The following is a 12,734-nucleotide window of genomic DNA, read 5'->3' as shown; positions in this document are numbered from 1 at the left end:
GGCTTGTCGCGCAGTTCCCCGCGCCCCTGACGGGGCTCGTTTCAGTGGTCCCTGTTCGAAAGCTCCCGGTACTCCTCCTTCGTCGGCTTCGGGATGTGGGTGTCCGGGCCGTACATCCCCCTGGCCAGGCTCGCCCGTACCCGCTGCGCGACCGTGACCTTGCGCCGCACCCCGTTCGCGTCCTCCAGCGGCCCGATCTCGTAGGGCGGGTTCTGTTCGTGCTGGGTCAGGACGAACAGGCTTCCCTGGCCGAGGGGTTCGTGGACCTCGACGTACTCGCCGTGCGGAAGCAGCTTGATGAGGCCGGTCTCCCTGCCGTGCAGGACCTTGTCGCGGTCCCGGCGCTGCAGGCCGAGGCAGATCCGTTTGGTGACGACGAAGGCGAGGACGGGGACCACGAAGACGGAGATCCGGACGAACCAGGTGATCGAGTTGATGGAGAGGTGGAGATGGGTGGCCACGACGTCGTTGCCACCGCCGATCAGCAGCACGAAGTACTCGCTGAGCCAGGCCACGCCGAGGCCGGTGCGGACGGGCGCGTTGCGCGGCCGGTCGAGGATGTGGTGCTCGCGTTTGTCGCCGGTGATCCACGTCTCGATGAACGGGTAGACGCCGATGGCCAGCATGAACAACGGGAAGAGCGAGAAGGGGATGAAGACGCCCAGTTCCAGGGTGTGGCCCCAGGCGTTGATCTCCCAGCCGGGCATGACGCGGATCAGGCCCTCGGAGAAGCCGAGGTACCAGTCGGGCTGGGCGCCGGTGGTCACCAGGTCGGGGCGGTAGGGACCGAAGGCCCACACCGGGTTGATGGTGGCGATGCCGCCGATGACCGCGAGGATGCCGAAGACGAGGAAGAAGAAGCCGCCGGCCTTGGCCATGTAGACCGGCAGGAAGGGCATGCCGATCACGCTCTTCTGGTCGCGTCCCGGCCCCGGGTACTGGGTGTGCTTGTGGTAGAAGACCAGGATCAGGTGGGCGACGACCAGCCCGAGCATGATGCCGGGCAGCAACAGCACATGGATCGGGAAGAACCGCGAGATGATGTCGTGGCCGGGGAACTCCCCGCCGAACAGGAACATCGAGACGTACGAGCCGACGATCGGGATCGACAGGATCGCGCCGTCGGCGAACCGGACGCCGGTGCCGGAGAGCAGGTCGTCGGGGAGCGAGTAGCCGGTCAGGCCGGTGAGGATGGCGAGGAACAGCAGGAGCCAGCCGAACAGCCAGTTGACCTCGCGGGGCTTGCGGAAGGCGCCGGTGAAGAACACCCGCATCATGTGGACGAGCATGCCGGCCACGAAGACCAGCGCCGCCCAGTGGTGGATCTGCCGGATCAGCAGGCCGCCGCGCACGTCGAAGCTGATGTGCAGCGTCGACTCGTACGCCTTGGTCATGATGATGCCGTTCAGCGGCTGGTAGGTGCCGTGGTAGACGACCTCGGCGCCGCTGGGCTCGAAGAAGAGCGTGAGGTAGACGCCGGTGAGGATCAGGATGAGGAAGCTGTAGAGGCAGATCTCGCCCAGCATGAAGGACCAGTGGTCCGGGAACACCTTGCGCATGTTCGCCTTGGCCAGGGAGTAGACCCCGAGCCGGCCGTCGGCCCAGTCCGCGAGCTTCTCGCCCTTGCCGGGCGGCTCCGCTCGCTGCGCCGAACTCCCCACCTGTGCCGAGCCGTTCACCGTTCGTGCCGCGTCGTCCATACGTCGCGTCGCCTCCCCGCCGGATCACCCATCAGGGTGGCACGCCGGAGCGCTACAGCCAACGGTGCGACGTAAACTCAGCCCGCGCCGACGATGCCCGCCGCCCGCGCCGCCGCCAGCCACTGCGGGAACTCGGCGACGAGCCGGTCGTACAGCTCGCCGTCGGGCATCTTCATCGGGTCCGAACCGGCGTGGAAGAAGCCCGCGTTGTCCACCGCCCGCCTGCCCGGCACCGCCAGCTCGTCGAGTTTGCGCAGGAAGTCGAACTGTTTGCTGTGCGGGTCGCCGAAGCCGACGAACTGCCAGAACAGCGGCAGCTTGGCCGCCTTGCACAGATAGCGTTCCGCGGCGGGCTTGTTGACGGGGCCGCCGTCGGTCTGGAAGACGACCAGGGCGGGATCGGTGGCGCCGCTGTCGAGGTAGTGGTCGATGACCGCGTCCATCGCCAGGTGGTAGCTGGTCTTGCCCATGTGCCCGAGCCCGGCGGCGATCTGCTCGATACGGCCCTGGTGCTCGGCGAGCCTGATGTCGGTGACCGCGTCGATGTCGGTGGAGAAGAAGACGACCGGGACCTGACCGTCGTCGTCCAGGTGCGCGGAGAGCCCGAGCACCCGGTCGGCCAGGGCCTGGACGCTGCCGTCCGCGTAGTACGGCTTCATCGAACCGGAGTGGTCGACGACCAGGTAGACGGCGGCGCGCAGGCCGTCCAGCCCGTGCTTGGTGAGGGAGATCCCGGCCGACCGGTACGACTCGACCAGCGCGGGTGCGGTCCGCTCCACCTTGCTGAGACTGATCGCGGCCATGCTCTGCTCTCCCTCGCCCCATGGTTCAGGAGGCCGAGGTTACTTGATCGGCGAAATGCGGCGGCGCCTGCCCGTCGTCCGGTCGGGGACTGTGGGGCAGGCGCCGTCTGTGTTCCGTACGCCGTTGTACGGGACGTTCGGTGAGCCGGTGGCTCAGACCATCAGGGAGCGGTCCGTGGGGCGGATCGGGGCCGGGAGGTCGCTCGCGCCGGTGAGGAAGCGGTCGACGCCCTTGGCGGCCGAGCGGCCCTCGGCGATCGCCCAGACGATCAGGGACTGGCCGCGGCCCGCGTCGCCGGCGACGAAGACGCCGGGGACGTTGGTCTGGAAGTCGGCGTCGCGGGCGACGTTGCCGCGCTCGTCGAGCTCAAGACCGAACTGGTCCACGACACCGTTCACCCGGTCGGTGCCGGTGAAGCCCATGGCCAGGGTGACCAGCTGGGCCGGGATCCTGCGCTCGGTGCCCGGCTTCGGGGTCAGCCTGCCCTCGATGAACTCCACCTCGGTGAGGTGCAGCCACTGGACGTTGCCGTCCTCGTCGCCCTCGAAGTGGGTGGTGGAGACGGAGTAGACCCGCTCGCCGCCCTCCTCGTGCGCCGAGGTGACCTTGTAGAGCATCGGGAAGGTCGGCCACGGCTGGTTCGGCGCGCGGTCCTCGCCCGGCCGGGGCATGATCTCCAGCTGGGTGACCGAGGCCGCGCCCTGGCGGTGGGCGGTGCCCACGCAGTCCGCGCCGGTGTCGCCGCCGCCGATCACGACCACGTGCTTGCCCTCGGCCGAGATGGGCGACACCACGTAGTCGCCCTCTTGGACCTTGTTGGCCAGGGGCAGGTACTCCATGGCCTGGTAGACGCCCTTGAGCTCACGGCCGGGGACCGGGAGGTCACGGGCGGTGGTGGCTCCCGCGGCGATGACGACCGCGTCGTACCGCTTCTTCAGGTCGGTCGCCTTGAGGTCGACGCCGATCTCTATACCGGTACGGAAGCGGGTGCCCTCCGCGCGCATCTGCTCGATACGGCGGTTGATGTGCCGCTTCTCCATCTTGAACTCGGGGATGCCGTAGCGGAGCAGGCCGCCGATGCGGTCGGCGCGCTCGTAGACGGCGACGGTGTGGCCGGCCCGGGTCAGCTGCTGGGCGGCGGCCAGGCCCGCGGGGCCCGAGCCGATGACGGCGACGGTCTTGCCGGACAGGCGCTCGGGGGCCTGCGGGGCGACGGTCCCGGCCTCCCACGCCTGGTCGATGATGGAGACCTCGACGTTCTTGATGGTGACGGCCGGCTGGTTGATGCCGAGCACGCACGCCGACTCGCACGGGGCCGGGCACAGCCGGCCCGTGAACTCCGGGAAGTTGTTCGTGGCGTGCAGCCGCTCGGACGCGGCCGGCCAGTCCTCGCGGTAGGCGAAGTCGTTCCACTCGGGGATCAGGTTCCCGAGCGGACAGCCGTTGTGGCAGAACGGGATGCCGCAGTCCATGCACCGGCTGGCCTGCTTGCTGATGATCGGCAGCAGGGAGCCGGGGACGTAGACCTCGTTCCAGTCCCGGACACGGTCGGCGACGGGGCGGGTCTTGGCGACCTCACGGCCGTGGTTCAGGAAGCCCTTCGGGTCAGCCATTGATCGCCGCCTCCATCATCTTCTCGTGGGTCTCGGTCTCGGAGAGACCCGCTCGCTCGGCGGCTTCCTTGGCGGCGAGCACTGCCTTGTACGTGCCGGGGATGATCTTGCTGAACCGCTGGACGGCCGTGTCCCAGTCGGCGAGCAGCTTCTCGGCGACCGTGGAGCCGGTGTCCTCGGCGTGCCGGCGCACCACGTCGTGCAGCCACTGCCGGTCGGTGTCGTCGAGGGCCTCGACGGCGCTGACATTGCCCGCGTTGACGTTGTCGACGTTCAGGTCGATCACGTAGGCGACGCCACCGGACATGCCGGCCGCGAAGTTGCGGCCCGTCTCGCCGAGGACGACCGCCTGACCGCCGGTCATGTACTCGCAGCCGTGGTCGCCCACGCCCTCCGAGACCACCAGCGCACCGGAGTTGCGGACGCAGAACCGCTCACCGGTACGGCCGCGCAGGAACAGCTCGCCGCCGGTCGCGCCGTAGGCGATGGTGTTGCCCGCGATCGTCGAGTACTCGGCGAGGTGGTCGGCGTCGCGGTCCGGACGGACGATGACGCGGCCACCCGACAGGCCCTTGCCGACGTAGTCGTTGGCGTCGCCCTCCAGGCGGAGCGTGACACCGCGCGGCAGGAAGGCGCCGAAGGACTGGCCGGCCGAGCCGGTGAAGGTGATGTCGATGGTGTCGTCGGGCAGACCCGCGCCGCCGAACTTCTTCGTCACCTCGTGGCCGAGCATGGTGCCGACCGTGCGGTTGATGTTGCGGACCTTGACCTGGGCGCGCACCGGCTGGGCGTCGGTGGCGCTGGAGGCGGCCAGGGCGTCGGAGGCGAGCCTGATCAGCTCGTTGTCCAGGGCCTTCTCCAGGCCGTGGTCCTGCACGATCGTCTGGTGCAGCGCCGCGCCCTCGGGAAGCTCGGGCACGTGGAAGAGCGGGGCCAGGTCCAGGCCCTGTGCCTTCCAGTGGCTGACGGCACGGGTGACGTCGAGCGTCTCGGCGTGGCCGACGGCTTCCTCGATGGAGCGGAAGCCCAGCTCGGCGAGGATCTCGCGGACCTCCTCGGCGATGAACTTGAAGAAGTTCACCACGTACTCGGCCTTGCCGGAGAAGCGGTCGCGCAGCACCGGGTTCTGGGTGGCGACGCCGACCGGGCAGGTGTCGAGGTGGCAGACGCGCATCATGATGCAGCCGGAGACGACGAGCGGCGCGGTCGCGAAACCGAACTCCTCGGCGCCGAGCAGCGCGGCGATGACCACGTCACGGCCGGTCTTGAGCTGGCCGTCGGTCTGCACGACGATCCGGTCCCGCAGGCCGTTGAGCAGCAGGGTCTGCTGGGTCTCGGCGAGGCCGAGCTCCCAGGGGCCGCCCGCGTGCTTGAGCGACGTCAGCGGGGAGGCACCCGTACCGCCGTCGTGGCCGGAGATGAGCACGACGTCCGCGTGGGCCTTGGACACACCCGCGGCGACCGTGCCGACGCCGACCTCCGAGACCAGCTTGACGTGGATCCGCGCCTGCGGGTTCGCGTTCTTGAGGTCGTGGATCAGCTGGGCGAGGTCCTCGATGGAGTAGATGTCGTGGTGCGGCGGCGGCGAGATCAGGCCGACACCCGGGGTGGAGTGCCGGGTCTTGGCGACCCACGGGTAGACCTTGTGGCCGGGCAGCTGACCGCCCTCGCCGGGCTTGGCGCCCTGGGCCATCTTGATCTGGATGTCGTCCGCGTTGACCAGGTACTCCGAGGTCACGCCGAAGCGGCCGGAGGCGACCTGCTTGATGGCGGACCGGCGCGCGGGGTCGTAGAGACGGTCCGGGTCCTCGCCGCCCTCACCGGTGTTGGACTTGCCGCCCAGCTGGTTCATGGCGATGGCGAGGGTCTCGTGGGCCTCGCGCGAGATGGAGCCGTACGACATGGCGCCGGTCGAGAACCGCTTGACGATCTCGGACACCGACTCGACCTCGTCGACGGAGATCGACGGGCGGTCCGACTTGAAGCCGAACAGGCCGCGGAGCGTCATCAGCCGCTCGGACTGCTCGTTCACGCGGTCCGTGTACTTCTTGAAGATGTCGTAGCGGTTGGCACGCGTCGAGTGCTGGAGGCGGAAGACCGTCTCCGGGTCGAACAGGTGCGGCTCGCCCTCACGGCGCCACTGGTACTCGCCGCCTATGTCGAGGGCGCGGTGCGCCGGGGCGATGCCGGAGGCCGGGTAGGCCTTGGCGTGACGGGCCGCGACCTCCTTGGCGATGACGTCGATACCGACGCCGCCGATCTTGGAGGCGGTGCCGTTGAAGTACTTGTCGACGAAGCCCGCCTCGAGACCGACGGCCTCGAAGACCTGGGCGCCCCGGTAGGAGGCGACCGTCGAGATGCCCATCTTGGACATGACCTTGAGGACGCCCTTGCCGAGGGCGTAGATCAGGTTGCGGATGGCCTGCTCGGACTCCATGCCCGGCAGGAAGGTGCCCGCGCGGGTCAGGTCCTCGACGGACTCCATGGCCAGGTAGGGGTTGACGGCCGCGGCGCCGAAGCCGATCAGCAGGGCGACGTGGTGGACCTCGCGGACGTCACCGGCCTCCACGAGCAGGCCCACGTGGGTGCGCTGCTTGGTGCGGATGAGGTGGTGGTGGACGGCAGCGGTGAGCAGCAGCGACGGGATCGGCGCGTGCTCGGCGTCCGAGTGCCGGTCCGACAGGACGATCAGCCGGGCGCCGTTCTCGATGGCCGCGTCGGCCTCGGCGCAGATCTCCTCGATCCGCGCGGCGAGGGAGTCGCCGCCGCCGGAGACCCGGTACAGGCCGGACAGGGTCGCGGCCTTGAAGCCGGGCATGTCACCGTCGGCGTTGATGTGGATGAGCTTGGCCAGCTCGTCGTTGTCGATCACCGGGAAGGGCAGCACGACGGACCGGCAGGACGCTGCGGTCGGGTCGAGCAGGTTGCCCGCGGGGCCGAGGGACGAGCGCAGCGAGGTGACGAGCTCCTCGCGGATGGCGTCCAGCGGCGGGTTGGTGACCTGCGCGAACAGCTGGGTGAAGTAGTCGAAGAGCAGCCGGGGACGCTCGCTCAGCGCGGCGATGGGCGAGTCGGTGCCCATGGAGCCGATCGGCTCGGCGCCGGCCTTGGCCATCGGCGCGAGGATGACGCGCAGCTCTTCCTCGGTGTAGCCGAAGGTCTGCTGGCGGCGGGTGACCGAGGCGTGGGTGTGGACGATGTGCTCGCGCTCGGGCAGGTCGGAGAGCTCGATCTCGCCGGCCTCCAGCCACTCCGCGTACGGCTGCTCGGCGGCGAGGCCGGCCTTGATCTCGTCGTCCTCGATGATGCGGTGCTCGACCGTGTCGACGAGGAACATCTTGCCGGGCTGGAGGCGGCCCTTGCGGACCACCCTGGCGGGGTCGATGTCGAGGACGCCGACCTCGGAGCCGAGGACGACCAGGCCCTCGTCGGTGACCCAGTAGCGGCCGGGACGCAGACCGTTGCGGTCGAGAACGGCGCCGACCTGGGAGCCGTCGGTGAAGGTGACGCAGGCGGGGCCGTCCCAGGGCTCCATCATCGTGGAGTGGAAGCCGTAGAAGGCGCGGCGGGCCGGGTCCATGGAGTCGTGGTTCTCCCACGCCTCCGGGATCATCATCAGCACGGAGTGCGGCAGCGAACGCCCGCCCAGGTGCAGGAGCTCCAGCACCTCGTCGAAGGACGCCGAGTCGGAGGCGTCGGGCGTACAGATCGGGAAGACCCGGTCCAGCTTCTCCTGCGGCCCGAACAGGTCGGAGACCAGCTGGGACTCGCGGGCGACCATCCAGTTCCGGTTGCCCTTGACGGTGTTGATCTCACCGTTGTGGGCGACGAACCGGTAGGGGTGCGCGAGCGGCCACGACGGGAAGGTGTTGGTCGAGAACCGGGAGTGCACGAGCGCGATCGCGGACGCGAAGCGGCGGTCGGACAGGTCCGGGAAGAAGGGCTCCAGCTGGCCGGTGGTCAGCATGCCCTTGTAGACGATGGTCCGCGCGGACAGCGACGGGAAGTAGACGCCCGCCTCGCGCTCGGCGCGCTTGCGCAGCACGAACGCCTTGCGGTCCAGCGCGATGCCCTCGCTGGCGTGGTCGGTCACGAAGATCTGCCGGAAGGCCGGCATGGTGGAGCGGGCGGTGGCGCCGAGCAGCTGCGGGGCGACCGGGACCTCGCGCCAGCCGAGGACGGTGAGGCCCTCTGCGGCGGCGATCGTCTCGATCTGCGAGACGGCGTCCTGGATGCCGTCCTCCGGCAGGAAGGCGATACCGACGGCGTACGAACCGGCCGTCGGCAGCTCGAATCCGGCCACCTCACGGAAGAAGGCGTCGGGCACCTGGGAGAGCAGGCCGGCGCCGTCGCCGGAGTCGGGCTCGGAGCCGGTCGCGCCGCGGTGCTCCAGGTTACGCAGAACCGTGAGCGCCTGCTCGACCAGCGCATGGCTCGCCTCGCCGGTGAGGGTGGCCACGAAGCCGACGCCACAGGCGTCGCGCTCGTTGCGGGGGTCGTACATACCCTGCGCAGCAGGGCGAGCATCCATGAAGGACCAGTTTCGGCCGTTCGTGGAGTGCTGGGACGGCTGGCGCGGCGTACGCATCGGCTCTCCCGTCGTCGTCAGTGGCATATAGCAGGTGCCGAGGGACGACGCTGGCCCTCTGCGTTTTTTGTTGCGAAATTTCACGCAGGTTACATGATGAAGCGGTTCTCGGGAACTGGATACACCGTTCCAACATGCGGACGCCGCAGGGGTTTACGGCGAGTACCGCTCACAGCGGTGAAGGTGGTGGGGGACCGATCCGGACAGATCCGTGTCCATCGGTCCGCAGGGGCGGGGTGAGCGTCGCGCCACCCCACAGGTGCATGGCAGGCCTCATTGCCTGCGGCGCTTACGGCTCATGCCCAGTGGTTAAGCATTCGAAACCAGCGAGTAACGGGTACTTATGCGGCCCAACGCATAGCTACCAGTCGCCCTATCCTACGGCCGTCCCGAACAGGGTGCCCAGGGCGTACGTCACACCGGCCGCGGCGCCGCCCAGCGCGAGCTGCCGCAGACCGCTGAACCACCAGCTGCGCGCGGTCACCCTGGCCACCACGGCACCGCAGCCGAACAGCCCGGCGAGCGCGAGCAGCAGGGCGGGCCAGAGCGCGGCGGCGCCGAGCAGGAACGGCAGTACGGGCAGCAGCGCGCCGAGCGCGAACGAGCCGAAGGACGAGACGGCGGCGACCAGCGGCGAGGGCAGGTCGCCGGGGTCGATCCCGAGCTCCTCACGGGCGTGTATCTCCAGCGCCCGCTCCGGGTCGGCGGACAGCTGCCGGGCGACCTCCCGGGCCAGCCCCGGCTCGACGCCCCTCGCCTCGTACAGCGCGGCCAGCTCGGCCTCCTCGTCCTGCGGGTGCCGGCGCAGCTCCGCGCGCTCCACGTCCAGCTCGGCCTCGACGAGCTCGCGCTGCGAGGCGACGGAGGTGTACTCGCCGGCGGCCATCGAGAAGGCGCCGGCGGCCAGCCCCGCGAGCCCGGTGATGACGATGGTCTGATGACCGACGGCACCGCCCGCCACACCGGTCATCAGGGCGAGGTTGGAGACCAGCCCGTCCATGGCCCCGAAGACGGCGGGCCGCAGCCAGCCCCCGTTCACATCCCGGTGGGTGTGGTTGTCACGGTGGGCTTCGTGCAGAGTCGCCTGGGTCTCGATGACGGCCATGAGGAGTCCCCCAAAAAGGTCTCGCGGTACGCCCCGAATAAGCTGAGGCAAAGCTAACTTTGGACAGGTTCTATCTTTCGACAACGCTCACATTACGCCGGGGCATTCCCGGCCACCAGCAAGGAAAGGCTGGGCTAACCTGCGGTTTTGCCTCTCGCCGCTCACACGTGCGATGCCCTGCACAGATGTCGACCGGGTGATGTGGAGCCCCTTCAGGCTGCGGTCAACCGCCGTTGGTGGGACACATCCGCAAACGGTTCCGCGCCTCGCGCGCGGAGCCCTCCCCGGAGAGGCCCGCCCATGTCATCGATCGTCTGCACACCGCCGGTCCCCGCTCCCGGGGAGCCCGCCTCCGAAACGCGCGACCGGGCCCGGGGCGCGCTGCTGGGCCTGGCCGTGGGCGACGCGCTCGGGGCACCGGCGGAGAACATGAAGCCCTCCGAGATCCGCGCCCGCTGGGGCCGCATCACGGGATACGTGACCGACCGCCCGGCCGGTACGGACGACACCGAGTACGCGATCTTCTCCGGTCTCCTGCTCGCCCGGCACGGCTCGGCACTCACCCCGGCCCACGCCGAGGCCGCCTGGCACGAGTGGATCGCCGACCGCGCCGAGGGCCCCTTCAAGGGCGCCGGGTTCAGCGAACGCGGCACCCTGGAGAACCTCCGCCGGGGCCTCGCCGCCCCCATCTCCGCCCAGCACCGGCACGCCTGGAGCGACGGCCTCGCCATGCGGGCGGCCCCCTTCGGGGTCTTCGCGGCGGGCCGCCCCGCCGAGGCGGCCCGGCTGGTCGCCGTCGACGGCTCGGTGAGCCACGAGGGCGAGGGCATCTACGGCGGCCAGGCGGTGGCGGCGGGCGTGGCGGCGGCGATGGCGGGCGCCCCGCCGACGGCGGTGGTCGCGGCCGCGCTGGCAGTGATCCCGGACGACTCCTGGACGGCCCGCTCCCTGCGCCGCGCGGTGTCGGTGGCCCACCGCGGCGAACGGGCGGTCCGCTCCGCGGTGGTCATCGGCGGCTACCCGTGGACCGACCTGGCACCGGAGGCGGTGGCCCTGGCCTTCGGCGCGTACGCCGCGGCCGACGGCGACTTCCGGGACGCGGTGCTGACGGCCGTGAACATGGGACGCGACGCGGACACGACGGCCGCGGTGGCCGGCGCGCTGGCGGGAGCGACCCGGGGCGAGGCGTCGATCCCACCGGAGTGGGCGGCGGCGATCGGCCCCGCCCGAGGCAGCTGCCTCCCGTCAATGGCGGGCCACCACGTGCTGGAGGTGGCGGAACGACTGACAGCCCCACCCCCACCCCCACCCCCGACCGAGCCACCGCCTCCCACACGGCCCCTTCCACCGACCGAGCCGAATCCGGCCACACGGACCTTCCCACCGGAGGAACGGCACCCCGCCACGCCGACCTTCCCACCAGCCGAACCGAAACCGGCCACACGAACCTTCCCACCGGAGGAACGGCACCCCGCCACGCCGACCTTCCCACCAGCCGAACCGAAACCGGCCACGCCGACCTTCCCACCGCACGAACCGCACCCCACCACGCCGACCCTCCCCCAAAACGGGCCGCACCCCGCTCCCCCGGCCCTCCCACCGCACGAACCGCACCCCACCACGCCGACCCTCCCCCAAAACGGGCCGCACCCCGCTCCCCCGGCCCTCCTGCCGGCCGAGCCGCACCCCTCCCCCTCGACCTCGGCCTTTCTGTCTGCCGAGTCGGGTGGTGGGTGGGCGAGGTCTTGGGGGTCCAGGGGGCGGAGCCCCCTGGGGGCCGGCTGTGACGGGGGGCTCCGGTGAAGCGGCGGCGCATCGAGGGGCTCCTCCTCGGCCTCGCCGCGGGCGACGCCGCCGGCTGGCCCTCCGCACGGCACCGCGCCTCCCGCATGCCGGAATGGACCCGCCGTCTCACCCGCGAACTCGACACCTTCGCCGAGCAGAACGCGACCACCACCCTCCCCGTCCCCATCGCCCTCAACCAGCCCCCCGAGCCCCTCCGCCTCGGCCCCTCCGACGACGCCGAGTGGGCCGCCTTCGCCGCGGAGGCCGTCCTGCGCGCCGGCGACGACACCGTCCTCGGCGACCTCAGCCGTGAGCTCCGTACCCGCGCCGCCATCGACCTCACCTGGACCGCCGTCGCCTCCGAGGTCGCCGCCGCGGCCGACCGCGCCCCGGAGATCGAGTCGGCCGTGCTCCCGCTGCGCGCCCGCATCTCCGTCCGCGCCGGCCTCGGCAACCTCGCCGCCGGCCTGCGCCCGCCCGCCACCGGTCACGACAACCCGCACTACTTCGACGACGCCGCCTGCGTCCGCGCCTGCGCCCTCGCCGTCGCCCACCCCGGCGACCCGCAACGCGCCGCCGACCTCGCCGAGTTCGACGCCCGCTACACCCAGGACGGCGACGGCGTGCACGGCGCCCGTGCCATGGCCGCGGCCCTCGCCCTGGCCCTCGTCGGCGCCGAGACCGAGACCTGTGTGGCCGCCGCCCTCGCCGAACTCCCCGAATCCACCGAGATCGGCCGCAACGCCCGGCACGCCCTCACCCTCGCGGGCACCACGGACAACGCGTTCGCGCTGATCCCCCTCCTCGAACACCAAATCGTCGACCACGTCTACAGCTACGGCATCGCCGCCGCCGAGACCGTCCCGGTCGCCCTGGCCCTCGCCACCGCCGCGCGCGGCCGGATCGCCGAGGCCGTACCCGCTGCCGCCTGCCTGTCACGGGTCGCCGACTCCGCTCCCGCCCTGGCCGGCGCGCTCACCGGGGCGCTCGGCGGCGCCGACGCGATCCCGCCGTCCTGGCGGGACGCCTGCCGCACCCTCTCCGGCTGCGCCCTCCCCCGCCTCACCGGCACGGACCTCGTGGAACTCGCCGGACTCCTGGAAGCCACACAACCGGCCCGTCCAGGTGGATGATTCGGT

6 protein-coding genes and 1 pseudogene are annotated in these 12,734 nt (G+C 70.9%); 2 read left to right on the top strand and 5 right to left on the bottom strand.

Annotated features, from left to right (window positions below; all coding sequences use genetic code 11):
• Positions 1-41: 41 nt before the first annotated feature.
• The 5 genes from qcrB to IEZ11_RS02140 form a co-directional block, all read right to left on the bottom strand.
• Positions 42-1,700: a cytochrome bc1 complex cytochrome b subunit gene (gene qcrB / locus IEZ11_RS02160; RefSeq protein WP_189260787.1), complete on the bottom strand. Its 1,659-nt coding sequence runs from the start codon at positions 1,698-1,700 to the stop codon at positions 42-44.
• 77 nt (positions 1,701-1,777) lie between these two features.
• Entirely contained in the window at positions 1,778-2,503 is a 726-nt protein-coding gene (locus IEZ11_RS02155) for a vWA domain-containing protein (RefSeq protein ID WP_189260786.1), read from the bottom strand.
• A gap of 153 nt (positions 2,504-2,656) precedes the next feature.
• A complete protein-coding gene (locus IEZ11_RS02150; protein ID WP_189260785.1) occupies positions 2,657-4,117 on the bottom strand; it encodes a glutamate synthase subunit beta in 1,461 nt (486 codons plus the stop codon).
• A complete protein-coding gene (gene gltB / locus IEZ11_RS02145; protein ID WP_189260784.1) occupies positions 4,110-8,705 on the bottom strand; it encodes a glutamate synthase large subunit in 4,596 nt (1,531 codons plus the stop codon). Before gltB ends, IEZ11_RS02150 begins: the two co-directional genes overlap by 8 nt.
• Before the next feature lie 373 nt (positions 8,706-9,078).
• Positions 9,079-9,810, bottom strand: a complete 732-nt coding sequence (locus tag IEZ11_RS02140; protein WP_189260783.1) for a VIT1/CCC1 transporter family protein — start codon at positions 9,808-9,810, stop codon at positions 9,079-9,081.
• A 300-nt stretch (positions 9,811-10,110) separates the two neighbouring features.
• Between IEZ11_RS02140 and IEZ11_RS02135 the strand changes: the two are divergent.
• Both IEZ11_RS02135 and IEZ11_RS02130 read left to right on the top strand, forming a co-directional pair.
• Positions 10,111-11,097 (top strand): annotated as a pseudogene (locus tag IEZ11_RS02135) (ADP-ribosylglycohydrolase family protein); the annotation flags it as partial.
• 512 nt (positions 11,098-11,609) lie between these two features.
• The gene (locus IEZ11_RS02130) at positions 11,610-12,728 is read left to right on the top strand and encodes an ADP-ribosylglycohydrolase family protein (protein WP_189260782.1); all 1,119 of its coding nucleotides are present in this window, start codon (positions 11,610-11,612) and stop codon (positions 12,726-12,728) included.
• The last annotated feature ends 6 nt before the right edge of the window (positions 12,729-12,734 follow it).

The organism is Streptomyces fuscichromogenes (assembly GCF_014645815.1).
GTDB lineage: Bacteria > Actinomycetota > Actinomycetes > Streptomycetales > Streptomycetaceae > Streptomyces > Streptomyces fuscichromogenes.
Note: the sequence above shows the minus strand (reverse complement) of the source record. Positions and strands in the feature narration are given on the sequence as shown.

What these genes read in the sequence shown, in the direction of transcription:
- IEZ11_RS02140 (WP_189260783.1), bottom strand. Translation starts at nt 9,810, where the DNA reads ATGGCCGTCATCGAGACCCAGGCGACTCTGCACGAAGCCCACCGTGAC.
- IEZ11_RS02150 (WP_189260785.1), bottom strand. Translation starts at nt 4,117, where the DNA reads ATGGCTGACCCGAAGGGCTTCCTGAACCACGGCCGTGAGGTCGCCAAG.
- qcrB (WP_189260787.1), bottom strand. Translation starts at nt 1,700, where the DNA reads ATGGACGACGCGGCACGAACGGTGAACGGCTCGGCACAGGTGGGGAGT.
- IEZ11_RS02155 (WP_189260786.1), bottom strand. Translation starts at nt 2,503, where the DNA reads ATGGCCGCGATCAGTCTCAGCAAGGTGGAGCGGACCGCACCCGCGCTG.
- gltB (WP_189260784.1), bottom strand. Translation starts at nt 8,705, where the DNA reads ATGCGTACGCCGCGCCAGCCGTCCCAGCACTCCACGAACGGCCGAAAC.